Raw genomic sequence first — 26,511 nt, forward strand, 5'->3', positions numbered from 1 at the left:
GTGGTGACGGGGGCCGGCCGGGGGATCGGGCTGGCCATCAGCCGAGCGCTGGCTGACGAGGGGTACAAGGTCGTCGCGGGGGCGAGAACGCTGACCGATGACCTGCGGGCCGTCACGCCTCACGTGCTGCAGGTCGACCTCGCCACCAGCACCGGCGCCCAGGCACTGGTCGACCACGCCATGGACGAGTTCGGTTCCATCGACCTCCTCGTCAACAACGTCGCCGGCACATCGCACCCGGCGGGCGGTCTTCTCGACCTGGACGACGCGGCCTGGCAGTCGACCTTCGAGGCCACGTTCTTCTCGGCGGTGCGGGCGACGCGGGCGGCGATGCCGGCCCTGCTCGCCAGTCGGGGCGCCATCGTCAACATCGGCTCGGTCAACGCCCGTCTGGCCGTCCCGCGGCTCGTGGCGTACTCGGCTGCCAAGGCCGCGCTGCTCAACCTGGGGAAAGCCCTCGCGGAGGAATTCGGCGGACGCGGGGTGCGAGTCAACACGATCTCGCCGGGACCCGTCTGGACCGACATCTGGACGCAGCCGGGTGGCGCCGGAGAGGCGCTCGCGCGGAACGCCGGCTCCTCGCTGGAGGACTTCCAGGACCGCTTCGCCGATGTCATGGGGTTGTCGACCGGGAAGCTCGCCGAGCCCGAGGAGATCGCGGCCCTGGTGGTCTTCCTGGCCTCGGGAAGGGTCGCGAACATGAGCGGCGCCGAGATCGTCGTCGACGGCGGCATGATGAAGACGATGTGAGCCGGCCACCCGGCGCACGCTTGCGAGAAACCACCCCATCCATCGAACGAGGGAGACAGCATGGCGAACAGCGACCTGGTCATCGGCCACCGGTGGCAGACCGAGTGGACCGATGACGTCGATCTGCTGAACCTCGGGGAAGGGGTTCAGGTCAAGATCATGTACACGGACGCCGAGCGCGAGATCATCAACATGCTCATCAAGTTCCCGCCGGGCTACGTCGAGCCCGCACACACCCACGAGAGCGAGCACTCCAGTGTCGTCCTCGAAGGTGTGCAGATCGTCGACGGTCGTGCCCTGCACCCAGGGGACTGCCTGCACGGCCCGGCGAACGTGGAGCACGGGCCGTTCAGCTACCCCGAGGGAGCGGTCCTCTTCTCGGTGTTCCGCGGCGGTTCGACCCACCACAAAGTAGTCGAGGCATAACGGAAAGGGGAGAGGTGTTGCCGGGGTCGTTGCATCCACAGGCCCGCGCCTTTCTGGACTTCGTCGGTGAGGTGCCGGCACTGGACAGCCAGACGACCCGGCAGAATCGTTCGGACAGCCGCCGACTGGTGGCGGCGCTCAGCGGCGAGCCGGCTGCGGTTCACCAGGTCGTTGACACCGAAGTGCACACCGAGCAGGGCAATGTGGCCCTGCGTGTGTACCGTCCCTCTGAGCGGGACGGCCTGCCAGTGGTGGTGTACTTCCATGGCGGCGGATGGGTGCTGGGAGATCTCGACCTCTGTGACAACACGTGCCGAGCGTTGTGCAGTGATTCCGGCACCGTGGTAGTGAGCGTCGATTATCGCAAAGCGCCCGAACACCCATTCCCCGCTGCTTACGACGATGCTCTGGCGATCACCGAGTCGCTGCTCGACGGCACCAGCGGGCTGAGGATCGACCCGGACCGGGTGGCGGTCGCCGGCGACAGTGCCGGCGGCAACCTGGCCGCCGCCGTGGCTCTGGCGCTCCGAAACCGCCCCGGCCTGCGCCATCAGGCTCTGGTATACCCCGTGACCCAGATCGTCGTCGGCTCCACACAAAGCTACCTGGATTTCGCCGACGGGTATTTCCTCACCGCCCGCGACATGCAGTACCTGCTCAAGCTGTACGCCCCGGACGCCGACCCCGGTGACGCTCGCCTCGCGCCGCTGTCGGCGTCCGACCTGACATCGGTTCCACCGGCGACGGTGGTGCTGGCGGAATGCGACCCGCTGCACGACGAGGGCGAGCAATACGCCGCTCGCCTCGCGGAAGCGGGCGTGCCGGTCACCGTGCACCTCTTCGAGGGCCAAGTCCATCCGTTCATCCACTTTGACGGTCTCGTCGACGCGGCCCATGCCGCCCGACGAGTCCTGGCCGAAGCGCTTGCCGAAGCCCTGCGCTGAAGCGCGCCCCGAGGACTGCCGACCGGCGACCTCGGGTGGCCCTCGGGCAGCAGGTCGAGCCGGTGGCCGGCGCTGAAGGGGAACCGTTTCGCGATCACGTACACGGCGTCTCCGGGTTTTCGTGGTCGGTGGGGCCGGGGACTCGTGCCAGGACGAACGCCTCCTTGCGCTCGGTGCAGGTACCGCACCGGCCGCAGTGCCGCGCCTCTCCCGCGTAGCAGGACCAGGTGTCGGCGAACGGGACGCCCAGGTCTGCGCCGAGCCGGACGATGTCGGTTTTGGTCATGTCCATGAACGGCGCGACGACCTGGAAACCGCTCGCCCTGACGGGTAGATGGCGTGATCGCCCGCGTGCGCGCCGAAGGCGACGGTGTCGGCCTTGACGGAGATGGCCAGGGCTACGGCGATGTCCAGCAGCAGGGCGTTGCGGTTCGGGACCACGGTGACGTGCATGGCATCGTCGGTGTAGTGCCCGGCCGGGACCGTCGCGTGGTCGTCAGTGAGCGCGGTCCCGGACAGGACCGGCCTGAGGCCGCGCAGGTCGATTCGGAACCCTTCAAGGGTGTTGCTCGCTGGGGCGGTTGCGAGTGGAGGAACGGCCGTTGCCGAGACCCCTTTGTCAGGGTTTTCCCTGAGGTTACCCCGGCTTCTCTACCAATGGTAGGCAATCTGAGCCTGAATGAATACGCTGCCAACCATTGGTAGACAAGCAGGAGGGCGTGAAGAAGATGGTTCGGGTTCGCGCGGAGGAACGTCGGCAGGAGCTGATCGCGGCCGCATCCGCGATCATCGCGGAACGCGGCGTCGACGAGTTGCGCACCCGGGAGGTCGCGGCGCACGTGGGCATCACCCACGCCAGTCTGCACTACCACTTTCCCAGCAAGACCGATCTGATCCGAGCCGTCCTCGATGACGTGATCGGCAGGCAGATCGTACAACCCGTGATCAACCATGACGGGCCCGTTACGGCGGCGCAGCGGTTGCGGGCGTTACTGAGCACGCTCACCAACGCCGACGGCCAAGAGCCACAACATGTCGTGGTGCTCAAGGAACTGCATCGATACGCCGACAGGGATAACGCGGCGCGAGCATTGCTGGAGCCGTGGCTCGCCGGTTGGCGGGTGTTCCTGGTCGATCTGCTCGCGACGGGACAGCGCGAAGGCGATTTCCGTGCCGATCTCGATCCGGCCGCCACCGCGTCCGTCATCATGCTGGTCATTCTCGGCCTGCGGCTTGGCGGCGTGCTCGCCCCCGAAGCCGACCAGGCACTGGCGGACCAGATCCATCAGTTGCTCGCCCCGCCGTCCGCGGCCGGCCTGTGCCCCTGACCCATACCTTTGAGGAGTTTCCCATGTCCAGCAAGCGTGTCCAGGAAACCTGCGAGGTTCTGGTCGTGGGCGGTGGGCCGGCCGGGTTGTGCGCGGCCTTGTTCCTGGCCCGCAACGGCATCAACGTGGCGGTGGCCGAACGACGCGAGCACACCGGCGCCTTACCGCGAGCGTTCGCATTGACCAGCCGCACGATGGAACTGTTCCGCGTGGCAGGGCTGGAGGACAGAGTACGCTCGGCCGCTGCGGGGTTCGGTCACATCCGGCAGATGATGGCGGCCAGGACGCTGGCAGATCCGGAATTTCACTGGATCAGCGACGCACGCGCGCCCAGCGCGCAGCCGAGCCCGTACAGCCCCGCGGACCTCCTCATGTGCCCTCAGAGCAGGTACGAGGCGGTGCTCGCCGACGCGGCGCGTACCGCCGGCGCCGATCTACGGCCGGGCACGGAATTGGTGTCGTTCACCTCGGACGCGGACGGCGTGACGGCGCTGCTGCGATCCGTCCGCGATGACATCGAGTACGAGATCCGTGCCCGGTATCTCGTGGCGGCGGACGGCGCACGCAGCACCATCCGCGAGACCCTGGGTATACCCCGTACCGGCCAAGGGGCTCTGATAGAGGCGGCGGTCAGTGTCCTGTTCCACGCTGATCTGACCGACGCGATCGCCGGACGAGAGTTCTTCCTGTGCGCGCTGACCGGTCCAGAGGTTCGTGGCGTGCTCATCCCGATTCCTGACACAGGCCAGGCCGTGCTCGGCGTCGGATACGATCCACAGCGGCAGAGCGCCGCCGACTTCACACCCGAGCGGTGCACACAACTGCTTCGCCACGTCACCGGGCAGCCGGAGCTACCGGTGACCGTCGAGCAGATCACGGCCTGGACGTCCGGGATGCGCATCGCTGAACGGTTCAGTGCAGAACGCATCTTTCTCCTCGGTGACGCGGCACATCAGATGACACCCGCCGGCGGCTTCGGTGCCAACACCGCGATGCAGTCCGCCCACAACCTGGCGTGGAAACTCGCCGCCGTGCTCGGCGGCTGGGCCGATTCGGCGCTCCTGGCCTCCTATGAGGCCGAACGTCGTCCGGTCGCCTGGGCGACCGCCGAGCAGGCGGCGTTGCGCACCGCACTTCAGCACGGGCCACTGCCACGATCCCAAGCCGGTGAGCTGGCCGACGAGCCTGCGATCACTCTCGGCTACCGCTACCCCTCGCACGCGAGCGGCGGCGCCGACGGCCCGGCGATCGGCCGTCACCCGTGTCTGGACGGCTCCCCGGGCAGCCGCGCGCCCCATGTCTGGCTCCAGCGCGACGGTCGCCGGATTTCCACGATCGACCTTTTCGACCGCTCGTTCACCCTGCTCTCCGCCGGCGCGGACGGGCCATGGGGGGAGGCGGCGCAGCGCATCGCCGAGTCAACCGCTATCCCGCTTCGCCATCACGCCATCACGCCATCTGCAGGCAACGCGGAGCTGTGGGATATCGACGGCCGTTGGCCCCAGACCTACGGCCTGGGGCCGGGCGGCGCGGTACTCGTCCGCCCGGACGGCTATATCGCCTGGCGCGCTCCAGAATCGCATCCTGATCCCCACGACATGCTGCGTCAGGTCCTCGCCACCCTGACAGGAACCACTGCGAGGAACGAGAAATGACCACCCCCACACCGCGATCCCTCATCACCGCGGGCCTGGCCTGCGCAGCGGCATTCGTCCTCACCGGTCTGCTGGTGCGCCAGATGCCATCGCCCCTGGACCGCCTGCTACTCGACGGCATCCGCCTCGTGCCCGGCAGCACACTGGAACGCCTCGCCACCGTTCTCAGCGCCATCGGCGTACTGGCCGGCCTCACCCTACTGATCACGGTGGCGATCCAGGCGTGGCGAAAAGGGACTCCATGGCTGCCGCCACTGTTGTCCTTCGTCCTACTCGTGAAGTGCGGCTCGCTGGTCACCCTCCAGGCCGTGTTCCGGCGACCAGGGCCACCGGCGGTCTCCGGGACCTTCAGCTATCCAAGCGGACACGCCACGATCGCCAGCGCTCTCGCCGTCACCAGCATCGTGATCAGCGTCATGTACGCGCGCCACCTGCTGCGCGCCTTGATCCCCCTGCAAGGAGCCGCAGTAGTGATCACCATGGCCAGCAGGGTGGCTCTGGGCGAGCACTACCTCACCGATGTGCTGGGCGCGATTCTGGGGACCTCCGCCATCGCACTACTCGGCCTGGCAGTAGCAACAACCCGATGGCCTGGACGCCCCCAGAACGCCAGGGCGATGAAATGATCAACTCTCGGTTACGACAACTATGGATCGCCGTGTGGAACGACGCGAAGTCCTCTACCGACCGACGCCTTCGGCGCAGCCCGCCAATACTCTGGCACTCAAGGTATCCACACATCGGGGGCAAAGCCCCCGCGATATGCCCTTTGGTTGCTTCGGCGTGCGCTGTCTAGGAGGCATGGGGTGGGGTGGGTTCAGCGTCGTCTGAGTACTGCCCGTAAGGCGATGAAGCCCTTCGGAAAGTAGTCGATCCACCGCTGTGCGTACACGATGGGGAGGTCCCGGCAGGAACGCCGACCCCCCACTCCCTGGAGGTACCGATGAAGCAGCCCCGCCCCTCAGCACCCCCCACCGGTCACCGGCCGCCGCTGGCCGCCCGCGCCGCCCTGGTGGCTCTGACCGCCGCATCCGCCCTGACCCTGACCGCTCCCGCCGCCACGGCCGAACACCGGCAGGCCGGATGCGGCACCGGCATCGAGCAGTGGATCAGTAACTCGTTCGCTCAATACCAGGGATACCTGCGATCCTCCGACGGCGAGACCGTCGACGTGATCGTCCGACTGGACGGACAGGACGCCACCGTCCTCTTGAACGGCTCTCCCCAACCTCCCCAGCCCTACCAACTGGCCCCCTCCGCCGGCACCATCAGCTGGGGGCCGTTCGCCTTTCCCAGCACCCTGTCCGACCCATCCTGCGCAGATGACACCGTGACCGACGCCGAGATGTCCGTCCAGACCCCAGGACAACCCACCATGCAGGGCCGGGGCTACCGCACCGGCTGACCCCGCCGACACAGCCGATCACGCTCGCCACCCCCGCCCTCGAAGGCAGCCTGTCCATCACTACGGAAGCGCGACCGTGGTGCTCGATGGTCAAGCACCCTACGGTACCGACGACGTTTCGGACGACGTCACTCAAGACGCGGTGCTCATGTTCGCGCAGCGACCTCACCGACCAGGAGGCCGCGCCTGTGCCTGGTGGGTTACTTGTACTACTGCACCCACCACTCGACGGTGTGCGCCCTACCGAGGTTGAAAAGCGCGTGGTACCTCGAATGCCCCGCATTGTGAGCTCCGCTACAGCAGGGCGAGTGCTTGATCGCGACCGTGGTCGTCGCCCGTCCGGGTGAAGGTGGTCAGCGCTTCGGCGGCCAGGTCGCGGGCTCGGCTGGTGGCATGGGGATGATCTTCGATGAGGGCGAGGCGGGCGAGGGTGAGGAGTGCGTACGCGCCGAGAAGCGGGTCGCCGAGGGCCGTGGCGATGGCCCGGGCCTGCTGGGCGGCGGTCCTGGCGGCGGTGGTGTCGCCGCTCGCGAGGTGGGCCGCGGCGGTCTCCAGGAGGACGTCGCAGTGCCGGTGCCGGTCGCCCAGTGCGGCGAACAGGCGGGCGGCCTCGTCCAAGCGTTCGATGCCCTGCTGAGTGCGCCCGGCGCGGATCAGGGTGGTGCCGAGGGCGTGGAGTGTTTCGGCGGTCTCCCGCGTGTCGCCGATGGCCGTCGCGGGCAGGCAGCCGGTCAGGGTGCGCTCGGCCTGGTCGAGGCGGCCGAGAGCGAGGTGGACCTGGCCGAGTCTGCGCCGGGTCCGGGCGGCGTTGCGGTGGTCGCCGGCGCGCAGGAAGGCGGCGAGGGCAAGCCTGAGCTGGTCGTGCGCCTCGGCGTAGCGGTACTCGGCGTGGAGCAGGTCGCCCTGGTCGCGCAGGATCAGTGCCTCATCCCGAGGTCCGCCCGAGCGGCGGGCCGCCTCCAAGGCCAGATCGGTCACGTGCCGCCAGTCGGCCAGGAAACGGTGCCGGCCGAGGAACGGCGCGAGCAGGTGCGCCAACCGCCGGCACTCCTCGTCCAGGCCGCTGCCGTGCAGGTCGGTGACCAGTGCGACGAGGAACTCCCGCTCGGCCAGCAGCCACTCGATCGATTCGCGGATGTCGATGGTGGCCGGAACCGTGCCGGGGACGCCGGAAACCAGCGCGAACCGGGAGGCGGTGATGCGGGCGGCGGTCACCCGGGCCAGGTCGGCCAGCACGTCACAGACGCCCTCGCCGAGCAGTTCGCGGGCGAACAGCCGGGTCAGCGGGTGCATCCGGTACCGGGCCTGCCCGGCGACGTCGATCACGTGGTGTTCCAGCAGCCCCGCCTCCACCAGCGTTTCGGCCTCGGGATCACCGTCCTCGATCGCCTCGCCGTGCCCTGGCATCGCGCGGTCCGGCACCGCCTCCTCCCCGGCCGCTCGCCGGGACAGGCGCGTGGTCACCCAGCCGGCGACGCTCGGCGCCGACAGCGCGCCCAGGCCGCGCAGCGTCCGGCGGGCCGCCTCGGGCAGTCCGTCGTAGCCGAGGCGGAACACCCCGCGCAGCGTCTGGTCACCGGCCTGGATCCGGTCCAGCCGGCTGCCTTCATCCCGTAACAGCCCTGCCAGGTAGCCCACGGGCCAGTCGGGGCGGGCGCCGAGCCTGGCCCCGGCGATGCGCAGCGCCGCCGGCAGCCCGGCGCAGATCTCCACCAGTTCAGCGACACCCCCGCGGTCGGGGCCGATCAGGGTGGTCAGCAACTCGGTCGCGGTGGCCGCGTCCAGCGGGCCGACCAGCAGGCGGGTCGCGGCGGTGAGCCCGGCCAGCGCGGAACGGCTGGTGATCACCGTGGGGCAGGAGGTGAGCAGGGGCCGTACCTCGCCTTCGGCGGTGGCGTTGTCCAGGAGCATCAGCAGGTGCCGGTTGGCGCTGTAGGTGCGCAGCAGCCGTGACCGTGCGTCGAGATCGGGAGGGATGGCCTGGGCGGGGCAGCCCAGCCATCGCAGGAAGTCCTCGGCGACGGCCGCGGGGGAGGGCGTCTGGCGCAGGTCGGCGTATAAGACGCCATCAGGAAAGCGTTGCCTGTGCCGCCAGGCGGCGTGTACGGCCAGGGCCGACTTGCCCACTCCGGCCGGGCCGTGGACGATGACCTGGTCACCGATAACGCGGTCGATGAGGTCGCGGCGTCCGGTGAAGGCCGGGATATCGTGCGGTAGCAGCATCGGCGGGCCCGCCGACAGGTGCAGCGCGACATCGTCGTGCAGCATGCGGTGGTAGAGGAGTTGCAGCGCGGGGTCGGGTTCGATGGCGTGCCCGTCGTCGAGTTCACGGCGTAGCTCGGTGTAGGTGGCCAGGGCGTCCACGCGCCGGCCACTGCGATACATGGCCAGCATGTAGTGGCCGCGCAGCCGTTGCCGGGCCGGGTGCCGGGCGACCAGGTCTTGCAGTTCGGCCAGTACCTGCTGGTGACGGCCGGCGTCCAGGTCGTGGCCGATCCGGGCGTCAAGCGCCAGCAGCCGTAGTTCCGCCAGTTCCGCGCGCAGCCGCCCGGTCTCCTGCCAGCGCACGGCCTCCGGATCGACATCGGCCAGTACCGGACCCCGCCACAGCGCGAGCGCCTGGGCCACCTCCTGCGGCCCGCCGGCCGTCACCAGCCGGCGAAACCGGGCGAGGTCGATCTGCTCGTCATCGGCCATCAGCGTGTAGGTGCCGGACCGGGTGGCGATCATCTCCCGGCCGAGCAGTTTGCGCAGCGCGCCGACGTACCCGCGGATCAGGGAGTCGGAGCGCTCACCGGTCTCGCCCGGCCACAGCAGGCGGCGCAGCTCGGCGACGGTCATCGGGCGGCGGGAGTTGAGAATCAAGATCGCCAGCAGTTCGCGATGCTTGGGGACCCCCGGAGTGCGGTCCCGGCCGCCGTCGCACACCTGGAGTGGCCCCAATATGCGAAAATCCACGACGAATCCCCCAAGTGGGTGGATGAACGCGCCTTCAGCGGTTCACAATCGCATATCTGATGGACATTCTCCTCCCATCTGATCCGATCCGGCTGGGCCACTGGTGGCCGGCCCGGCGGCTGGGCGCCGGCGGTCAGGGCGTGGTCTATGAGGCCTACGACGAGACCGGACGCAGGGCCGCGGTCAAAGTCCCACGCCTGGACGACGGCCTGTCACGCACCCGGCTGGCCGCCGAGGCCGAGGCCGCCCGGCGGGTGGCCTCCTTCTGCACCGCCGCGGTGTGGGAGGTCGCGGCCGACGCCGACCGGCCCTACATCGTCAGCGAGTACGTCCCCGGCCCCGACCTGCGCCGCGCGATGCAGGCGAACGGCCCCTACGAGGGCGACGCGCTGCGGCGGCTGGCGATCGGTATGGCCACGGCGCTGACCGCCATCCACGCGGCCGGCATCGTGCACCGCGACTTCAAACCCGACAATGTCATCCTCGGCCCGGACGGGCCGCGGGTGGTCGATTTCGGCGTCGCCCGTCAGGTCGGCCCGACCACCAGCGGGCCGATCATGGGGACCATCGCCTATATGGCGCCGGAGGTGCTTACCGGCCGCGCCGCCGCTCCGGCGGCCGACGTGTGGGCGTGGGGGCTGGTCGTGCTGTACGCCGCCAAAGGCAAAGACCCGGTCCGAGCCTCCGCCCCATCCATGTCCCCGGCCCCGTCTCCGGCCCCGTCTCCGGCCCCGTCTCCGGCCCCGTCTCCGGCCGCGTCTCCGGCCGCGCTCATGGCCGCCGTGCTGGACTTCCACCCAGATCCGGCCGATCTGGCCGCCCTGCCCGCCCCGCTCGGCACCCTGGTGGCGGCGGCTCTGGCGCACGCCCCGGCCGACCGGCCCGCCGCCACCGAACTGCTCGCGTCCCTGCTCGGCACCCACGGCAACGAGCTTCTGGCCGCCGGAGGCCGCGCCGCCGCGGCGCTCACCGGCGTACCCGATCCGGACCCGGATCTCGGGCAGATCGCCGAGGCGATCTATCAGGAACTGTCCGGCCGCGAGCAGCGCGTTCTGCCCGATGTGCTGCTGCGCATGGCCGGCGGTGACGGGAGTCTGCACGCCGTCTCCCGGGCGGGGCTGCCGCCCGGGGCGGCGACCGACGCGCTACTGGCACTGTACGGCTCAGCCGGACTGGTCACAGTCTCCGAGGCGGGGGCCTACACGCTGGCCACCCCGGCTTTGGTACACGCCTGGCCGCGACTGCGGCAATGGGTCGCCGCCCATCGCCAGGACCTGCCGATGCTGCACCGGCTGGCCGAGGCCGCGCGGGTATGGGACGAACACGGCCGCAAACTCGGCGACCTGCTGCACGGCTCGCAATTGGACCGGCTGCTGGGCTGGGCCGCCACCGGGCGGGGCGAGCTGGTGCTGCTGGAGGCCGAACGAGCCTTCCTGACCGCCGGCAGCCGAGCCGCCACCCGCACGCGGCGGGTACGCCGGATATTGACCGCCGCCCTCAGCATCCTGCTGGCCGTGGCGGTGACGGCCGCCGGCATCGCCGTGCGCAACCAGCAGACCGCCGACCGGCAACGCGACCTCGCGATCTCCCGCCAACTCGCCGCGGAAAGCGAACTCACCACCGACCCCTCCCTCGCGGCGCGGCTGGCCGCGGCGGCCTGGCGGATCAGCCCCACCGACGAGGCCCACACCACCATGGTCAACCTCCTGGTCCGCCCCGCACGCGGCGTCCTCACCGGCCACAGCGAGACCATCATTTCGGTGGCGTTCAGTCCGGACGGTCGAACTCTGGCCAGCAGCGGCACTGACAGCACGGTGCGGTTGTGGGATGTACGTACTCGTCGGCAGCTCGGCGATCCGCTGACCGGCCACAATGGCGCGGTCACGTCGGTGGCGTTCAGTCCGGACGGTCGCACTCTGGCCAGCGGTGGCAATGACGGCACGGTGCGGTTGTGGGATGTACGTACTCGTCGGCAGCTCGGCGACCCGCTGACCGGCCAGAGTGACGAGAACGCGTCGGTGGCGTTCAGTCCGGACGGCCGCATTCTGGCCAGCGGTGGCAATGACGGTACGGTGCGGTTGTGGGATGTACGTACTCGTCGGCAGCTCGGCGACCCGCTGACCGGCCAGAGTGACTCGATCACGTCGGTGGCGTTCAGTCCGGATGGGCATACCTTGGCCAGCGGCGGCAGTGACAGTACGGTGCGGTTGTGGGACGTGCGCGCCCGTCGGCAGCTCGGCGTAATGCTGACCGGCCAGAGTGGCGTGAACGCGTCGGTGGTGTTCAGTCCGGACGGGCATACCCTGGCCAGCAGCAGCCTTGGCGGCGCGGTGCGGTTGTGGGACGTGCGTACCCGCCGGCAGCTCGGCGATCCGCTGACCGGCCAAAGTGGCACGAAGGTCGTGTTCAGTCCGGACGGCCATACCCTGGCCAGCAGTGGCGATGACACGGTGCGGTTGTGGGATGTACGTACCCGTCGGCAGCTCGGCGACCCGCTGACCGGGCATGGTGATGAGATCGCGTCGGTGGCGTTCAGTCCGGACGGCCGCACTCTGGCCAGCGGCAGCAGTGATAGTACGGTGCGGTTGTGGGACGTGCGCGCCCGCCGGCTGCTCGGCGCGCCGCTGACCGGGCATGGTGATGAGATCGCGTCGGTGGCGTTCAGTCCGGACGGTGACACCCTGGCCACCAGTGGCGACGGCGCGGTGCGGTTGTGGGATGTACGTACTCGCCGGCTGCTCGGCGCGCCGCTGACCGGCCACAATGGCGCTATCACGTCGGTGGCGTTCAGTCCGGACGGCCGTACCCTGGCCAGCAGCGGCCGTGACGGTACGGTGCGGTTGTGGGAGGTGCGTACCCGCCGGCAACTTGGCGCGCCGCTGACCGGCCACAGTGACTCGATCATTTCGGTGGCGTTCAGCCCGGACGGCCGTACCCTGGCCAGCAGCGGCATTGACGACACGATGCGACTATGGGACGTGCGCACCCGCCGGCAGCTCGGCGCGCCGCTGACCGGCCACAGTGCCACGAAGGTGGCGTTCAGTCCGGACGGCCATACCCTGGCCAGCAGCGGGCGTGACGGCGCGGTGCGGTTGTGGGACGTGCGTACTCGCCGGCAGCTCGGCGTACCGCTGACCGGCCGCAGTGGCGTGATCACGTCGGTGGCGTTCAGTCCGGGCGGCGACACCCTGGCCAGTGGCGGCATTGACGGCGCGGTGCGGTTGTGGGAGGTGCGTACCCGCCGGCAGCTCGGCGCGCCGCTGACGGGCCACAGCGGCGCGATCGCGTCGGTGGCGTTCAGTCCGGGCGGCCATACCCTGGCCAGTGGCGGCATTGACGGTACGGTGCGGTTGTGGGAGGTGCGTACCCGGCGGCAACTTGGCGCGCCGCTGGCCGGCCGCAGTGACGCGATCGCGTCGGTGGCGTTCAGTCCGGACGGCGACACCCTGGCCACTGGAAGCGAAGACAACACCGTACAACTGTGGGGCGTGGGCATGCCCGAGGACCTGCCCGCCGCCGTCTGCGCGATCGCCGGCGGCTCATTCACCCCCGCTCAATGGGCGCAGTACGTGTCCCCCGACACCCCGTTCCGAACGGTCTGCCCTTGAGAAATCAGATCCGCTCAGATCCGCCCCCAACGCACGCCGCCTCCCCGATCCCTATAGGGCCGGGGAGGCGGAAGGCCGGCTCTAACAGGCCCGAGCTATTCGGATAGACCCGGGCCGGCCACTAGCACTTCAGGGTGAGCATGCAGTAGAGGCTCCGCGCGTGCTTGCGAACGTACCTTTTGACCGTCGGGTGATTCTTGAAGTGGGTCCAGCCCTTTCTCGCGATCTGTTCGAGCTTGTTCCACAGAGCCATGCCGCCGGCCTTCATGACGGCCTGGCAGATCAGCCACTTCTTCCAACTGCTCTTGAACCGCTTGCAGGGATTGGGCTTGCCCTGCGCGAGCGCCGTCGGGGCCCCCGCACCCGCGGAGGTTGTGGTGCTCTGAAGCCCCGTCGTGGCCGACGCGGAACGTAGCCCGGATGTGGTCGGCGCGGCTTGGGCGAGGGCCGGAATGGCGAGGAGGGCCATGGTGGTCAGCAGCGCCACCACCAGCGTCCTGAGGGATCGCATGTGTTCTCCTTCCGTTCTTCACTGCTCCTGTGAGGAAGTTCTGAGGCGGAATGTAGAAGCGATCATGTTGAGGGTCTGTTGAGTCACTGTTGAGTCGAGAACGCGTGCATTGCGCGCACATCGGGGGAGGCAACAGCGGCGTTTGGACAACTACCGGCGACCGAGATGTGAGGTCTGACCACTCCGTAGAAGCGGCGGTCGGTATAGGCGGCGATGCCATGCGTGTGGTCACGGTCGCTTTGCCCGGTTCCCGGGAACGTCCCGTGAGGTGTGCTCGATCATGGACAGCGCCGATCAGGGGCGGTCTCGGCGCGGAGATGACGATATCGTGAGCGACATGAAAGAAGCCGTATCGAGTCGAGAGACGACTCGATGATCGAGGTGCGGCAGGCCCGTTATTTCATCGCCGTCGCCGAGGAACTGCATTTCGGCCGGGCGGCCGAGCGGCTGCGGATGTCGCAGCCTCCGCTGAGCCAGGCCATCCGTCACCTCGAACGGCAACTCGGCGCACGGTTGCTCGAACGCACCAGCCGCGCCGTCGCGCTGACCGAACCCGGGCGTGTGTTCCTCGGGCACTGTTACACGCTGGTGGCGGCGGCCGAGCGGGCGGGCGTGGCCGCCGAGCTGGCCCAGGCCGGCTACCTCGGGACCTTGGCCATCGGTGCCGTCACCAGCGCGTTCTCCGAACCGCTGCCCGCCATTCTCAGCCGATTCCACGCCGGCCGTCCGGACATCGACCTACGGGTGCGGGAGGTGGACACCATGGAGGGGGTACGGGCCCTGCTCGACCGGCACCTCGACATCGCGGTGATCCGCCACGGGGCCGACGACGAACGGCTCCGGTCGGACCCGCTGCGCCGGGACCGCTTGGTGGCCGCCGTTCCCGAGGGGCACGAACTGGCCGCCGAGGGCGTCGTGGATCTGGGTGTGCTGGCCGATCAGCCGTGGGTGTGGATCCCGCGGTCGATCTCGCCCACCTACCATGACGAGCTGGTCATCGCCTGCCGCAGGGCAGGGTTCAGCCCCGAGCCGCGGCATCAGGCCAAATCCATCCATTCGCAGCTCGCGATGATCGGCTGTGGACTGGGGGTCGGCCTGGTCCCGCACACCTCCGCGAGCGCACCCGCGCGCGGCGTCGCGTACCTGTCGTTGCGGGAGCCCGTCTTCCTGGTCGAACTCGCCGTCGTCCGCCGGGCCACGGACACTGAGCCGCTTGTGGAGCATTTCGTGAGCTGTGCTCTGATGCAGGCCGGGTAGCGCTGAGACGAACGGCGCGGCCCGGCCCGCGACGGCGGGCGAAGTACGGCTCATGAAGAGCCGAGTGCCCGCTCGACCATGGCCGCGAGTCGCAGCAACCGGTGATCCGCGCCCCTGCCGCCGACCAGTGTGAGGCCGACCAGCCGGTTGGCCGGGGCCGGAAGGGTGACGGCCGGGCGGTCAAGGAGGTTGGCGAGCCTGCTCGTCCGGAGAAGATGGGGATTGATCTGTTTCTCGCTCTCGGTGCTCAGGTCGTCGAACAACGGCGGGAGCCTGGGGGCGGTGGGCATGAGCACGGCGTCCCAGCCCGCGGTGCGGGCGTCCACACTCGTGATCAGGCGTTCGCGTGTCCGCAGCGCCGTCAAGTAGTCGCATGCCCGGAGCCGTTCTCCTCGTTCGAGGCGGTCGCGGGCGAGCGGGCCGAGCAGGTCGCGGTCCAGTGGGGCCGAGCGGGCCCATGCGGCGGTCTCCGCTGCCGCGAAGTCGCCCTGTTCACGCAGTGCCGGGAGGTGGTGGAATTCCGGTATGTCGACCTCGGTGAGCCGGAAGTGCTCGCCCAGCCGCTTCAGCAGATGATCGAGCGACGTCTGGACGTGCGGGTCGCAGCCGTCCCAGACATAGGTGCGGGGCAGCGCCAGGATCGGCCGGGTGAGGTGACGGGGCGCGCTCGGCGGCGTACCGGCCAGTACGTCGAACGCGCGCCGTACGGTGGCGACGTCCCTGGCGATCAGGGCGGGCCCGTCGAGCGTGGGGGACAGCGGCAGCAGGCCGTCGCGGGAGAGCGCGCCACGGCTGGGGCGAAAGCCGACGACGCCGCAGAAGGCCGCCGGGATCCGGCTTGAGCCGCCCTCGTCGGAGACGAGGGCCAGCGAAACGAGCCCGCGTGCCACGGCCGCGGCGTCACCGGTGGAAGAACCTCCGGCCACCCTGCGGGCATCGTGCGGGTTGGCGATGCCGGGACCGAGCCCGACCGCCGATTCCGCGAGCTCGGTCATGGCCGCGTGCCCGAGCGGGATCGCCCCGGCGGCGCACAGGGCCCTCAGAGTGACCGCATCGGTGGTCGCGGGCGGGGCGGCGCGCAGGGCGCGGCTGCCGCCCGTGGTCACCACACCCGCGACGTCGATGTTGGCCTTGACGCTGATCAGTTCGCCGGCCAGTGGACCGGTGAGTTCGGCGCGGTCGATCAGAGCCGCCGCGGCCCGCGCCCGGCCGGCCAGCAGCACCTCGAACACGTCAGGGTGCGCGGTCGCCGCGCTGATCGCGGCCTCCACCGATTCGGCCGCCGTGGTGGGGGCGGGGGCGGTCCGGGACGCCGGCCGCCCCGGACCGGCGCCGGCGCGGCGATCGGTCATGTGAGGTGACCCAGGGCACGGCGCAGGCGGTCGATGGCCTCCGCCATGGCGGTGCCGCTCACCGCGAAGCCGATCCGAAGCCGGTCCGGCGCCCCGAACACCTCGCCGGGCACGACGGCGACGTGAGCGGTCTCCAGGAGCCAGGCGGCCAGGTCGCTCGCGCTGCTCCAGCGTCCGGAATGGCGGGCGAGCAGGCCCGCCACCGAGGGAAAGACATAGAACCCACCGGCGGGCAGCGGGCAGTCCACCCCGGGCAACGAGTTCAGCGCTTCGTGGAGGATGTCGCGATTGGCACGGTAGCGGTCGTGGGCCGCGCGCACCGACGCACGGCCCCCGCTCAGTGCCTCCTCCGCCGCGGCCTGGGTGATCAGCGGGACGTGCGTGATGGTCCGCGAAACCGCGCGTGACGCGCGGGCGAGGACGGACGCGGGACCGGCGAGCCACCCCACGCGCCAGCCGGTCATGGCGTGGGCCTTGGAGACCCCGTTGATCATGATGCAGCGCTGCCGGGCGTGCGGGGCGGCGGCGAGCAGCGCGGTGTGCGGGGCGTCGTAGACGAACTCCTGGTAAATGTCGTCGGTGATGCACCACAGATCATGGCGCAGCGCCCAGTCGGCGATCTCGGCCAGTGCCGCGCGGGGGTAGACGGCACCGGTGGGATTGCCCGGACCGGCCAGGATGAGCGCCCGGGTGCGAGGAGTGCGCGCGCGTGCCAGATCGTCCGGCGTGGCGAGGAAGCCCGCGTCGGCACCGGCCCGAACGGTCCGTGCGACGCCTCCGGCGGCTTCGATCACGCCGTGGTGCCCGGGCCAGCCGGGGGTGGTGACCAGCACCTGGTCGCCGGGGTCGAGTACGGCTTGGAGGGCGAGCGCGAGCGCGTGCTTGGCGCCCAGGGTGATCTGGACGTCACCGGCGTTCCACGGCAGTCCGGTCGCCTCGGCGAGCCGGGCGGCGGCCAGGGCCCGAAGCCCCGGGAGCCCGGCGGCGCCGCCGTAGTGGTGCAGGGCCGGATCGCCCGCGATCCGTGCCACGGTGTCGGTGATGTGCGAGGGAGTGGGCAGGTCGGGTTCGCCGGCGGCCAGGCTGATCACGGCGGCGCCTTCGGCGCGAAGCCGCGCGGCGCGGGCGCTGATGGCGAGGATGGCGTTGTCACTCACCGGCCCCTCCTCGGGGTCCGGAAGGGGAGAGGTCGTAGAGCTCAAGGGTGGTCCTTCCAGCGCGCAACCCGGCCAGGATTCGTTCTTCGGCGCGGACCCGCTCGTCGGCGAGGGCCAGCACCCGCCCTGCCTCCGCCGCCGGCAGGCAGACGACGCCGTCCTCGTCGGCGACGATGAGGTCGCCGTGCGCGACCGGTACGCCCCGCAGCACGATGGGCTCGCCGAGCAGGCCGGGATGGTCCTTGGCGGTCCGGAACACCGCGACGGAGGAGGCGAAGACGGGAAAACGCAGCCGAGCGAGTTCCGTCACGTCCCTGACCCCGCCGTCGATGACCAGGCCGAGCAGCCCGCGCGCCTGGGCGGCCACGGCCAGCACCTCCCCCCAATGCCCGCAGGCGGCCCCCTGGAGGTCGGCGACCAGGACATGGCCCGGCGGCGCGGCGACCACCGCGTTGTGCAGGGCGAGGTTGTCCCCGCCGGTCCCTCGGATCGGGTAGGCGGGTCCGGCGAGGCGGGCTCCGGGCCAGGCGGGCCGCAATCCCCGGGCGCAGGCGCAGTCCAGTCCGGACGCCTCGTACAGGGTCGCGGTGGAGTGTCCCCCTCCGTGCGGCACCCTCATCGGGGCCCCCGTTGCAGGCCGTGGTAGCCGAAGTCGGCGCGGGCCTGCCGCAGCGCGCGCCCCTGGCGTACCGCCCGGACGATGGCGCGCTCGGCCTCCTCGATCCGGCCCGCCACCTCGACGACCTCCTCCAGCCGCGCGGCCGGGACCACCACCACGCCGTCGGCGTCACCGCGCAGAACGTCGCCTGGCGCGACGGACACTCCGGCGATGGACACCCGGCCGCCGACGGCGGTCAGCCGCACCCGGTCCTTGCCGGTCCGCATGAACCTGCCCCGGCTGAAGAGCGGATATTCCCGGTCGAGAGATGTGGCCACGTCCCGGCACACGCCGTCGATCACGGTGCCCGCCACGCCCCGGGCGATCGCCGTCTGCGTCATGATGCCGCCCCAGACGGTGCAGTCGGTACGGCCGGCGTTGTCGATCACCACCACGCCGCCGGGCGGCACGTCGTCGAGGAAGTCGCCCACGTCGCCGTCTCCGCGTCCGGCCGGCTCGTAGCCGACGGTGAAGGCGTGCCCGGTGAGCCTGGCCGCCGGCCCGAGCGGGACGAGGCCGAGCAGCGCGCCGGGGAGCCCCAGGGCGTCGAGCGCGTCGGACAGGGCGGCGGTGGGCAGCGCCGAGGCGCGCGTGATCAGGTCGTCCATCAGTGCTCCTCGATCCCGGCCAGCCGGGCGTCCCGCATGGCCGCGTCCAGGGGTACGCCCGCGCGCAGGTCGTCGGCTATCGCCCGTTCCCGCTGGTCGAGCGCCTGGGCGGCGAGCAGGACATCCCTCGCGCGGGCCCTGGGCACGAACACGACCCCGCTCTCGTCGGCGACGACCACGTCTCCCCGCGCGACGGTGACCGAGTCGATCCGGACCGGCTCACCCGCGCTCACCTGCCGCAGCCGGCCGCGTGCGGTGGCCGGGACCCCGCCCCGGGCGTACACGGGAAAGGCCAGCTCACGCGCATCGCGAATGTCACGGCACGCGCCATCGGCCACCACGCCGCGCACACCGCGCAGCCGCGCGCCGAGGCTGAGCAGACCGCCCCAGCACGACACGTCGGTCCGCCCGCCGTTCGCGATCACCATCACATTGCCCGGGCCGCCCGCCGCGACGGCCGACGCGGCGATGTGCGTGCCGGCCGTCTGATCGGTGACGGGGGCGAGTTCGACGGTGGCGGCGAAACCCACCACCTTGGGATGTCCCCAGACAGGGACCATCCCCCCGATGCCACTGGGCAGGCCGGCCGCGTCGAGTGCGTCGCTGATCGTCGTGCTGTCCAGGGCCTCGTAGCCGGCCAGCAGCGCCATGTCCTTGTCGTCGTCCTTGTCGTCCACGGACTCAGCTCATCAGGGCCAATCGATATTGGGAAGGTCCTGATACGTCTACCGGCGATATGAGAAGCGACTCGATGCGAAGTCATCCGACCCGCGTGGCGCGTACGCCGTCGAGGACCTGCCGTTCGGAGTCTTCGAGATAGACCAGCAGCGCCCCGACGCACTGCGCACGGCGACCGGTGCGCAGCAGTTCGTACAGCTCCCGGTCACGTCCGGCCCAGGTGCGCTGGAATGCCTCGTCGTCCCCCGAAGCCGCCCAGGCCAGCCGCAACTGGGCCAGAAGACTGCGGAAGAAGTCATCGACGCGCCGGCTTCCGAGCACGGCGACCAGCGCCTGATGGAAACGCAGGCTGGCGGTCGCCGCCGCGCGCCACGCGCGAGCCTGTTCCGCCCGTTCGCTGGCGATCACCGCCGCCTCCATGTCGGCGAAACGGTCGTCGTCGGCCGTGGCGCTCTCCGTCGCCGCCTGCACTTCGAGTGCGCGGCGCGCGCGGTAGATGTCGCGTACGTCGGAGCGGGTGAGGGTGCGTACCGCGGCGCCCTTGTTCGGGACCTGGACGACCAGGCCCTCCGCCACCAGGCGGCGAAGCCCCTCCCGCAACGTGTTGCGGGAGATCTTCAGCTCGGCGGCCAAGGAGATCTCCCGCAGCGGAGAACCGGGCAGCAGCGCGCCCTCCAGGATCCGCTCGCGTAGCATGTCGGCGATCCGATCGGCTGCGCTCGGACTGCCCGCCTCGTCGGCATGCTGTGACATACCTTCAGATTAACAGTGATTGATCAACAATTCGACGCGGGCGATCGGGAAGCGAACGCACAGGTGAGTGCGCTGGCGATGGGGTGAAATCGCGGGCGCGGAGCGGTGCCGGATATGCCGCACCTCCGGTTGTTGAGCAATTCCGGCGAGTCCCGGAGAGTCCTCGGAAAGCCCTGGAGAGTCCGGTCTTTGCGCCGGTCAGGACTGCTCGCGTGCGGCGGCCTCGCTGAGCGGCCTGCCGTGCGTCTCCGGTGCCAGGAAGAGCGAAGCGATCGCGCCGATCACGCTCACGGCGCCGACGACGAGCATCGTGGTCGAGATGCCCGTGCCGTCGAGCAGGAACGGTACCGCGAACGTCCCGATCACGCTGCCGACGCGGCTGATGGCGAGCCCGACGCTGAACGCCGTGGCGCGGATCTCGGTCGGGAAGATCTCGTTCGGATAGATCCACTGGAGGATCGTGGGCCCGCCGATCGCGATCGCATAGATGCCCAGCAGGAGCACCACGACCGGCGTCGGCGCGTCGGCGAGCGCGCCGAGCGCGAGCAGGCTCGCGCTCGCCACCACGAACGGCCAGATGAGCAGGGTGCGGCGGCGCATCCGGTCCGCGACCGCGGTGGCGACGAGGGTTCCGGCGAGGAAGAGCAGGCCGATCATTACCGACCCGATGTCCACCGCGCCCGATGAGCTGAGGTCGAACGCGGCCAGGAGCTTGGGCCCGAAGACGTAGAGCGCGTACACGGGCGCGATCGAGCAGGCCCAGAAGATCCCCACGAACACCGTGCGGCGCAGGTACGGGTGCCGGAAGACCAGCCGGAAGCTGGTTTTCGCCGGCTCCTCGTGGAGCCCGGTGAGCTGGGCGTCCGGCCCATAGACGGACCGCAGCACCTGGAGCGCCTCCTCGGAGCGCCCCTTGCTGAGCAGCCAGCGCGGCGACTCCGGCATTCCGGCGCGGGACACGGCCAGGGCCACCCCGATGACGGCGGGGGAGAGCAGGATCCACCGCCACGCCCCCGGTCCGAACTGGGTGAGCACGACGGCGATCAGGTAGGCCATCGCGTTTCCCGCCGACCACATGATGGTCTGCAGGCCGATCAGCCTGGCCCGGGATTTCCGTGGCGCGAACTCGGCCAGCAGCGAGGACGCGATGGGATAGTCGGCGCCGATGGCGATGCCGAGGAGCACCCGCAGCACGACGAGCTGGACGATGTCGGTGACGAAGAACTGGGCGGCCGCGATCACGGTGATCGCGACGATGTCGAGCACGTACATCACCCGGCGTCCGATCAGGTCGGTCAGGTAGCCGAGGAGAACGACCGCGGGAAAGCCGACCAACGGCGCCACCGCGAGGGCGCTCTGCCAGAAACCGCTCAGGTTCCACTGAGCGGTGATCTGCGGGAGGGCGAGACCGATCACGCCGAGCGCGTAGCCGTCGAGGAACGGGCCGCCGGCGCAGAAGAGGGTGAGCTTGCGGTGGAACGACGTGATGGGTGCGTCGTCGATGACGTTTCGGGTGGGGGCGCCGCGACGTGGCGGCCCGGTCGGCGACTCGGTCTTGTCGGGTGTGGTCATCATTCCTCCTGCTTGGGGGGCATTTTCTGGGCCTGGAGGTGTAGGGAGAACATAGATTGCTCAACAATGTTCGTCAATGCTCGGAGCGATACTGGGCAGATCATCGACACTTCTCCAGGTTGGTCCAGCTCTGATCGCCCTCTTGATTGTGGAGCAATCTGCCGCCTACCCTGTCGGAGGACAGGACGATCACCATGTGCGGTGGACGGTCCGCTGACCCCCACCGCCGATCAGAACGAGGTGAAAGATGACCTCTCCCCAGGCGGCCTACCAGGCCAAGGCGGGCAGCATCCTCGACGTCGACCGGCGCTTCTACGATCGGCTGGCCGAGCGCACCGGCGAGCGCGAGATGACCGAATCGTTCGTCATCCCGATCCGGTCCGGCCGGGCATGGGAGGTCCCCGCGGGACATCTGTGCCGGATCATCACGACGGACGAGGGGCCACAGGTCGGCGACTTCAACGTCTGGAACCGCCACAACCCCAGGGAACGCCTCTGGGCCGCGCGGACCCGCCAGCTCCAACGCGCTCACGTGAGCCGTTACGACCGGCTTTGGTCCACACTTCCCTACCTGCGACCGCTGTTGACGGTCACCGGCGACTCCCTGGAGTCCTACGGGGTGGACGGCGACGGCGGACGGGTGCACGACCTGCTCGGCTCACGCTGCGACCCCTACGTCAACCGCATCCTCACCGGCGAGGACTTCGACTTCCACTGCCACTCCAACCTGGTCCGCGCCGTACTGCCGTACGGCCTGACCGAGTCGGACGTCCACGACGTGCTCAACATCTTCCAGTGCACCGGCCTGAACGACGAGGACCGCTACTTCATGAAGGCGTCGCCCGCCAAGCCAGGGGACTTCTTCGAGTTCTTCGCCGAGCAGGACCTGCTGTGCGCGCTGTCCACGTGCCCGGCGGGCGACCTCTCCCTGCCGTTCTGGGGTCCGGAGGCCCGTGATCCTCTGGAGGTGTGCAGGCCGCTGGCGGTCGAGGTCCACCGCCCGGCCGCCGGTCTGATCGATGGCTGGTCTCCGACGCCACCGGCGTCGTATCAGGGCGTGCACGGCCTCCGTGCACCGGTCTGGTCTGTGAACGGGGGCTGATGTGTCCGAGCGCGCCCGGCCGGCCATCGACCTCAACGCCGACCTCGCCGAGGGGTTCGGCCGCTACGCGCTGGAGGGCGACGTCGCGGTCATGCCCCTGGTCGACTCGGCCAACATCGCCTGCGGGTTCCACGCGGGCGACCCCAGGACCATCGACGCGGCGGTGTCCGCCGCCAAGCGGCACGGGGTGCGCGTCGGGGCGCACCCCGGGTTCCCCGATCTGGTCGGCTTCGGCCGCCGGATGATGGCGCTCGGAACCCATGAGATCACCACCGACCTGGTGTACCAGATCGGCGCGGTGGACGCGTTCTGCCGGCGGCACGGGGTCAGGCTCCGGCACGTCAAGCCGCACGGCGCGCTCGGCAACCTGGCATGGCAGGACACCTCCGTGGCCGACGCCGTCGTGGCCGCGGTGGCGTCCGTCGATCCTGAGCTGGCCGTGCTGGCGATCAGCGGCTCCGCGCTGGAGAGCCGCGCCCGCGCGGCCGGGCTGCCCGTGGCCAGGGAGGCGTACCTGGACCGGGCCTACCGCGCCGACGGGACACTCGTGCCGCGCACGGAGCCCGGCGCGGTGCTGCACGACGAGCACGCGATCGTCGAGCGGGCTCTGGAACTCGTCCGGCACGGAACCGTACGGGCCGTCGATGGCACCGTGCTCGACGTCGGCCCCGACACCCTGTGCCTGCACGGCGACACCGACATGGCCGCTCCCCTCCTCTCCGCCGTACGGACCGCGCTGGAGTCCGAGGGGGTGGCGCTGCGCGCCTTCGGCGGCCCCGCTGATCTCCCGCGAACCGCCCACCCCGCCCCGAGGAGCACCCGCCGATGACCGTGGAAGCCGACGTCAGGGCCTTCATCCAGGCGAACGGCGATGCGTTCTTCGCCGACCTCGCCGAATGGCTGGCCATCCCCTCGATCTCCATCGACCCTGACCGAGCCGGCGACGTCCGGCGATCCGCGGACTGGATCGCCGGCGCCCTCCGGCGGGCGGGCTTCCCGACGGTGGAGGTGTGGCCGACGGCAGGCCATCCCGCGGTGTTCGCGGAGTGGCCCGCCGCGGAGCCGGACGCCACCACCGTGCTCGTGTACGGGCACCACGACGTCCAGCCGGTCGATCCGGTCGAACTGTGGGACACGCCGCCCTTCGAGCCGACGGTACGCGGCGAGCGGCTGTACGCGCGGGGCGCATCGGACGACAAGGGACAGATGCTCTTCCACGCCCTCGCCGTACGCGCGCACCTCGCGGCCACGGGCAGGTCCGCACCCGCGATCCACCTCAAGCTCCTCATCGAAGGCGAGGAAGAGGCCGGGTCGCCCAACCTCGACTCGCTCGTGCGCGGGCACGCCGATCGCCTCGCCTGCGACGTCGTCGTCAACTCCGACGCCAGTATGTGGTCCAAGGACGTCCCCACCACGTGCACCGGGATGCGCGGCATCGTCGGAGCGCGGATCGTGTTCCGCGGGCCGTCGAGCGACGTGCACTCCGGGTCCTTCGGCGGTGCCGTGCGCAACCCTCTGACGGAGCTGTGCCGGGTGCTCGCCCGCCTGCACGACGACCGGGCCCGGGTCGCCATCCCCGGCTTCTACGATCGCGTGGCCGAGATCACCGAGGCCGAACGGGACCTGTTCGGGCGGCTGCCGTTCGACGAGCGGGAGTGGCTGGCCAAGGCGCGGTCGCGGGTCGCGTACGGCGAGCAGGGCTACACCACGCTGGAACGCGTTTGGGCCCGGCCCACCGCCGAGCTGAACGGCATCTGGGGCGGGCATCGGGGCCCCGGGCTCAACACCATCATCCCCGGCGAGGCCGGGGCCACGGTCACCTTCCGGCTCGTGGCCCACCAGGAACCCCTGGAGATCCAGCACGCCGTCCGGCGCTGGGTGGAGGACCTGACGCCCCCCGGCATCGAGGCTCAGGTCGAGTTCTACGCCGATGGCGTCCGGCCCATCCTCACGCCGCTCGGCCATCCGGCCCTCGGGGCGGTGACCCGTGCCCTGGAGCGCGCCTTCGACCGTGAGGTGCTCTACACCCGCGAGGGGGGATCGGGCCCCTCGGCCGTCCTTCGCGATGCGCTCGGAGCCCCCGTCGTGTTCGTCGTGATGACCGTGCCCGACGACGCCTACCACGGGCCGAACGAAAAGGTGGAGATGCCGTTGCTGCTCAAGGGCGCGGAGGCGGTCGCGTACCTGTGGGACGAACTCGCGAGTCCCGGCGGGCTGCGGTGACCAGCGGTGCGGACAGGGTCGCCGGAATCCGCCCGGCCGGCGACCGGGCGGTCCTGATCGAGCTGGACGACCTGGACAGCGTGCGGCGGCTGCACGAGGAACTGTCGCGGGCCCACATCACAGGCGTGGCCGACATCGTCCCCGGGGCTCGCACGCTCCTCGTGATCGCGGACCGGCCGCACGGCACCGCCCTGGCCGCCGCCGTACGCCTCGCCCGCGGACCGGCGGCCCCGTCCGGCGGGACGGCGCCGCCGGCGACCGTGCGGCTCCCCATCCGGTACGACGGCGCGGACCTCGCGGACGTGGCGAGACGTTGCGGGATCACCGTCGCGGAGGTGATCGAGCGGCACAGCCGTCCCAGGTACACCGCCGCCTTCCTCGGACTGTCGCCTGGGTTCGCCTATCTCGTCGGCCTGGATCCGGTCCTGCGGCTACCGCGGCGAGACACCCCCCGGACCTCGGTACCCGCCGGCGCGGTCGCCATGGCCAGTGAGTTCACGGGCGTCTATCCGAGGCCGTCACCGGGCGGCTGGCACCTGCTCGGCACCGTGGAGGAACGCCTGTGGGATCTCGATCGCGACCCCCCGGCGCTGATCACGGCCGGGGTCGCCGTGCGTTTCGAGCCGCTCGCATGAGAAGCATCGACGTACCGTACTTCCTGGTCCGAGAACCGGGACCGCTCACCCTGGTGGAGGATCTCGGCCGTCCCGGCCACGCCGCCCTTGGCGTCCCGCCGTCGGGAGCGCTCGACGCGCCCGCGCTGAAACTCGCCAACCGTCTGGTCGGAAACCCCGAAGGCGCCGCGGGTCTCGAAATCGCCTTCGGGCACCTGATCGGCGAGTTCTCCGACGGCCGATGGTTCGCCGTGACCGGCGCCGATCTCGACGCCCGGCTCCACGAGACCCCGCTGACCCCCAACGTGCCCTACTACGCCGCACCGGGGCAGGTGCTGCGCATGAGAGGCCGCCGGGGCCGTGGTGTGCGGGCCTACCTCGCGATCTCCGGCGGTATCGAGGTGCCCGCGGCACTGGGCAGCAGATCGGCGGACCTGATGTCGGGCCTTGGCCCCGCCCCGCTGTGCCGCGACCGGCGGCTCCCGCTCGGGCGTCCGTCCGGCCGGCTGCCCGGCGTCGATGTCGCACCCGTCGGCGCGATCGTCGAATCACCCACTCTGGAGATCGTCCCGGGCCCTCGCGACGACTGGTTCACACCGGACGCGCTGGAACTGCTCACCGGTTCGCCGTACACCGTCACCGCGGACGCGAACCGGATCGGTATCCGGCTCGCCGGCCCCGTGCTCCCCCGGAGCCGGACCGCCGAACTCCCGTCGGAAGGCATGGTGACCGGCGGCCTTCAGGTGCCCCCGTCCGGGCAGCCCATCCTGCTGCTCTCCGACCATCCCACCACCGGGGGCTACCCGGTCATCGCCGTCGTGACCTCGGCCTCCCTCCCTCTCGCAGCCCAGCTCGCCCCCGGCGACACCGTTCGCTTCCACCGGGTCCCCCGCCTTGAGCCCCGCCGCGCTGACCGTCGGAAGGAAGAAGGCTTCCCATCCGGATAGGTGGC

The 26,511-nt window shown here is 70.5% G+C and carries 23 protein-coding genes and 1 pseudogene; 14 read left to right on the plus strand and 10 right to left on the minus strand.

Annotated elements, in window-relative coordinates:
- From ACH34R_RS34815 to ACH34R_RS34825, 3 genes are read left to right on the plus strand one after another with little or no spacing between them, the layout of a single operon-like run.
- Positions 1–750 carry an SDR family NAD(P)-dependent oxidoreductase gene (locus ACH34R_RS34815; RefSeq protein WP_397565807.1) on the plus strand — a complete coding sequence of 250 codons (750 nt, stop codon included), beginning with the start codon at positions 1–3 and terminating at the stop codon, positions 748–750.
- A 60-nt stretch (positions 751–810) separates the two neighbouring features.
- Positions 811–1,176: a cupin domain-containing protein gene (locus ACH34R_RS34820; protein WP_397565808.1), complete on the plus strand. Its 366-nt coding sequence runs from the start codon at positions 811–813 to the stop codon at positions 1,174–1,176.
- A gap of 29 nt (positions 1,177–1,205) precedes the next feature.
- Positions 1,206–2,120 carry an alpha/beta hydrolase gene (locus ACH34R_RS34825; RefSeq protein ID WP_397565809.1) on the plus strand — a complete coding sequence of 305 codons (915 nt, stop codon included), beginning with the start codon at positions 1,206–1,208 and terminating at the stop codon, positions 2,118–2,120.
- A 94-nt stretch (positions 2,121–2,214) separates the two neighbouring features.
- Here the strand turns inward: ACH34R_RS34825 and ACH34R_RS34830 are convergent.
- Positions 2,215–2,666, minus strand: a pseudogene (locus ACH34R_RS34830) (7-cyano-7-deazaguanine synthase).
- 152 nt (positions 2,667–2,818) lie between these two features.
- Between ACH34R_RS34830 and ACH34R_RS34835 the strand changes: the two are divergent.
- The 4 genes from ACH34R_RS34835 (at position 2,819) to ACH34R_RS34850 (ending at position 6,508) form a co-directional block, all read left to right on the plus strand.
- Positions 2,819–3,448 carry a TetR/AcrR family transcriptional regulator gene (locus tag ACH34R_RS34835; RefSeq protein ID WP_397565810.1) on the plus strand — a complete coding sequence of 210 codons (630 nt, stop codon included), beginning with the start codon at positions 2,819–2,821 and terminating at the stop codon, positions 3,446–3,448.
- Between the two features lie 23 nt (positions 3,449–3,471).
- Entirely contained in the window at positions 3,472–5,103 is a 1,632-nt protein-coding gene (locus ACH34R_RS34840) for an FAD-dependent oxidoreductase (RefSeq protein ID WP_397565811.1), read from the plus strand.
- The gene (locus ACH34R_RS34845) at positions 5,100–5,729 is read left to right on the plus strand and encodes a phosphatase PAP2 family protein (protein ID WP_397565812.1); all 630 of its coding nucleotides are present in this window, start codon (positions 5,100–5,102) and stop codon (positions 5,727–5,729) included. Before ACH34R_RS34840 ends, ACH34R_RS34845 begins: the two co-directional genes overlap by 4 nt.
- Before the next feature lie 317 nt (positions 5,730–6,046).
- A complete protein-coding gene (locus ACH34R_RS34850) occupies positions 6,047–6,508 on the plus strand; it encodes a hypothetical protein (protein ID WP_397565813.1) in 462 nt (153 codons plus the stop codon).
- 294 nt (positions 6,509–6,802) lie between these two features.
- On the opposite strand, the gene ACH34R_RS34855 is transcribed toward ACH34R_RS34850, so the two are convergent.
- Positions 6,803–9,466, minus strand: coding sequence for a BTAD domain-containing putative transcriptional regulator (locus tag ACH34R_RS34855; RefSeq protein WP_397565814.1), 2,664 nt, complete (start codon positions 9,464–9,466; stop codon positions 6,803–6,805).
- Positions 9,467–9,525: 59 nt separating this feature from the next.
- On the opposite strand from ACH34R_RS34855, the gene ACH34R_RS34860 reads away from it, so the two are divergent.
- Positions 9,526–13,074 carry a protein kinase gene (locus ACH34R_RS34860; protein ID WP_397565815.1) on the plus strand — a complete coding sequence of 1,183 codons (3,549 nt, stop codon included), beginning with the start codon at positions 9,526–9,528 and terminating at the stop codon, positions 13,072–13,074.
- Positions 13,075–13,195: 121 nt separating this feature from the next.
- Here ACH34R_RS34860 and ACH34R_RS34865 read toward each other — a convergent pair whose 3' ends face one another.
- Entirely contained in the window at positions 13,196–13,585 is a 390-nt protein-coding gene (locus ACH34R_RS34865; protein ID WP_397565816.1) for a hypothetical protein, read from the minus strand.
- 372 nt (positions 13,586–13,957) lie between these two features.
- Between ACH34R_RS34865 and ACH34R_RS34870 the strand changes: the two genes are divergently transcribed.
- Positions 13,958–14,842: a LysR family transcriptional regulator gene (locus ACH34R_RS34870; protein WP_397565817.1), complete on the plus strand. Its 885-nt coding sequence runs from the start codon at positions 13,958–13,960 to the stop codon at positions 14,840–14,842.
- Between the two features lie 50 nt (positions 14,843–14,892).
- Here ACH34R_RS34870 and ACH34R_RS34875 read toward each other — a convergent pair whose 3' ends face one another.
- From ACH34R_RS34875 to ACH34R_RS34905, 7 genes are all read right to left on the minus strand, one after another.
- A complete protein-coding gene (locus ACH34R_RS34875) occupies positions 14,893–16,194 on the minus strand; it encodes an amidase (protein ID WP_397565818.1) in 1,302 nt (433 codons plus the stop codon).
- Positions 16,191–17,351 carry an aminotransferase class I/II-fold pyridoxal phosphate-dependent enzyme gene (locus ACH34R_RS34880; RefSeq protein WP_397565819.1) on the minus strand — a complete coding sequence of 387 codons (1,161 nt, stop codon included), beginning with the start codon at positions 17,349–17,351 and terminating at the stop codon, positions 16,191–16,193. The genes ACH34R_RS34875 and ACH34R_RS34880 overlap by 4 nt, the downstream gene beginning before the upstream one ends.
- On the minus strand, positions 17,344–17,970 hold the full coding sequence (locus ACH34R_RS34885; RefSeq protein WP_397565820.1) for an RraA family protein: 627 nt from the start codon (positions 17,968–17,970) through the stop codon (positions 17,344–17,346). The genes ACH34R_RS34880 and ACH34R_RS34885 overlap by 8 nt, the downstream gene beginning before the upstream one ends.
- Entirely contained in the window at positions 17,967–18,617 is a 651-nt protein-coding gene (locus ACH34R_RS34890; protein WP_397565821.1) for an RraA family protein, read from the minus strand. The genes ACH34R_RS34885 and ACH34R_RS34890 overlap by 4 nt, the downstream gene beginning before the upstream one ends.
- Positions 18,617–19,294: an RraA family protein gene (locus ACH34R_RS34895; RefSeq protein WP_397565822.1), complete on the minus strand. Its 678-nt coding sequence runs from the start codon at positions 19,292–19,294 to the stop codon at positions 18,617–18,619. The genes ACH34R_RS34890 and ACH34R_RS34895 overlap by 1 nt, the downstream gene beginning before the upstream one ends.
- An 82-nt stretch (positions 19,295–19,376) precedes the next feature.
- The gene (locus tag ACH34R_RS34900; RefSeq protein WP_397565823.1) at positions 19,377–20,048 is read right to left on the minus strand and encodes a GntR family transcriptional regulator; all 672 of its coding nucleotides are present in this window, start codon (positions 20,046–20,048) and stop codon (positions 19,377–19,379) included.
- 198 nt (positions 20,049–20,246) lie between these two features.
- Positions 20,247–21,620, minus strand: a complete 1,374-nt coding sequence (locus ACH34R_RS34905) for an MFS transporter (protein ID WP_397565824.1) — start codon at positions 21,618–21,620, stop codon at positions 20,247–20,249.
- Between the two features lie 247 nt (positions 21,621–21,867).
- On the opposite strand from ACH34R_RS34905, the gene ACH34R_RS34910 reads away from it, so the two are divergent.
- Genes ACH34R_RS34910 through ACH34R_RS34930 form a run of 5 tightly spaced genes read left to right on the plus strand, consistent with a single transcriptional unit; the run spans position 21,868 to position 26,506 of the window.
- The gene (locus ACH34R_RS34910) at positions 21,868–22,722 is read left to right on the plus strand and encodes an urea carboxylase-associated family protein (protein WP_397565825.1); all 855 of its coding nucleotides are present in this window, start codon (positions 21,868–21,870) and stop codon (positions 22,720–22,722) included.
- A gap of 1 nt (position 22,723) precedes the next feature.
- On the plus strand, positions 22,724–23,551 hold the full coding sequence (locus ACH34R_RS34915) for a LamB/YcsF family protein (RefSeq protein WP_397565826.1): 828 nt from the start codon (positions 22,724–22,726) through the stop codon (positions 23,549–23,551).
- A complete protein-coding gene (locus ACH34R_RS34920; RefSeq protein ID WP_397565827.1) occupies positions 23,548–24,945 on the plus strand; it encodes a dipeptidase in 1,398 nt (465 codons plus the stop codon). Before ACH34R_RS34915 ends, ACH34R_RS34920 begins: the two co-directional genes overlap by 4 nt.
- Entirely contained in the window at positions 24,942–25,580 is a 639-nt protein-coding gene (locus ACH34R_RS34925) for an allophanate hydrolase subunit 1 (RefSeq protein ID WP_397565828.1), read from the plus strand. Before ACH34R_RS34920 ends, ACH34R_RS34925 begins: the two co-directional genes overlap by 4 nt.
- Positions 25,577–26,506 carry a biotin-dependent carboxyltransferase family protein gene (locus tag ACH34R_RS34930; protein ID WP_397565829.1) on the plus strand — a complete coding sequence of 310 codons (930 nt, stop codon included), beginning with the start codon at positions 25,577–25,579 and terminating at the stop codon, positions 26,504–26,506. The genes ACH34R_RS34925 and ACH34R_RS34930 overlap by 4 nt, the downstream gene beginning before the upstream one ends.
- Positions 26,507–26,511: the final 5 nt, after the last annotated feature.

The organism is Spongiactinospora sp. 9N601, assembly GCF_044326295.1.
Taxonomy (GTDB): Bacteria; Actinomycetota; Actinomycetes; order Streptosporangiales; family Streptosporangiaceae; genus Spongiactinospora; species Spongiactinospora gelatinilytica.

Coding starts and splice junctions, on each gene's coding strand:
- ACH34R_RS34845 (WP_397565812.1), top strand. CDS start 5,100: ATGACCACCCCCACACCGCGATCCCTCATCACCGCGGGCCTGGCCTGC.
- ACH34R_RS34820 (WP_397565808.1), top strand. CDS start 811: ATGGCGAACAGCGACCTGGTCATCGGCCACCGGTGGCAGACCGAGTGG.
- ACH34R_RS34910 (WP_397565825.1), top strand. CDS start 21,868: ATGACCTCTCCCCAGGCGGCCTACCAGGCCAAGGCGGGCAGCATCCTC.
- ACH34R_RS34865 (WP_397565816.1), bottom strand. CDS start 13,585: ATGCGATCCCTCAGGACGCTGGTGGTGGCGCTGCTGACCACCATGGCC.
- ACH34R_RS34905 (WP_397565824.1), bottom strand. CDS start 21,620: ATGACCACACCCGACAAGACCGAGTCGCCGACCGGGCCGCCACGTCGC.
- ACH34R_RS34860 (WP_397565815.1), top strand. CDS start 9,526: ATGGACATTCTCCTCCCATCTGATCCGATCCGGCTGGGCCACTGGTGG.
- ACH34R_RS34885 (WP_397565820.1), bottom strand. CDS start 17,970: ATGAGGGTGCCGCACGGAGGGGGACACTCCACCGCGACCCTGTACGAG.
- ACH34R_RS34930 (WP_397565829.1), top strand. CDS start 25,577: ATGAGAAGCATCGACGTACCGTACTTCCTGGTCCGAGAACCGGGACCG.
- ACH34R_RS34850 (WP_397565813.1), top strand. CDS start 6,047: ATGAAGCAGCCCCGCCCCTCAGCACCCCCCACCGGTCACCGGCCGCCG.
- ACH34R_RS34840 (WP_397565811.1), top strand. CDS start 3,472: ATGTCCAGCAAGCGTGTCCAGGAAACCTGCGAGGTTCTGGTCGTGGGC.
- ACH34R_RS34875 (WP_397565818.1), bottom strand. CDS start 16,194: ATGACCGATCGCCGCGCCGGCGCCGGTCCGGGGCGGCCGGCGTCCCGG.
- ACH34R_RS34900 (WP_397565823.1), bottom strand. CDS start 20,048: ATGTCACAGCATGCCGACGAGGCGGGCAGTCCGAGCGCAGCCGATCGG.
- ACH34R_RS34870 (WP_397565817.1), top strand. CDS start 13,958: ATGATCGAGGTGCGGCAGGCCCGTTATTTCATCGCCGTCGCCGAGGAA.
- ACH34R_RS34920 (WP_397565827.1), top strand. CDS start 23,548: ATGACCGTGGAAGCCGACGTCAGGGCCTTCATCCAGGCGAACGGCGAT.
- ACH34R_RS34890 (WP_397565821.1), bottom strand. CDS start 18,617: ATGGACGACCTGATCACGCGCGCCTCGGCGCTGCCCACCGCCGCCCTG.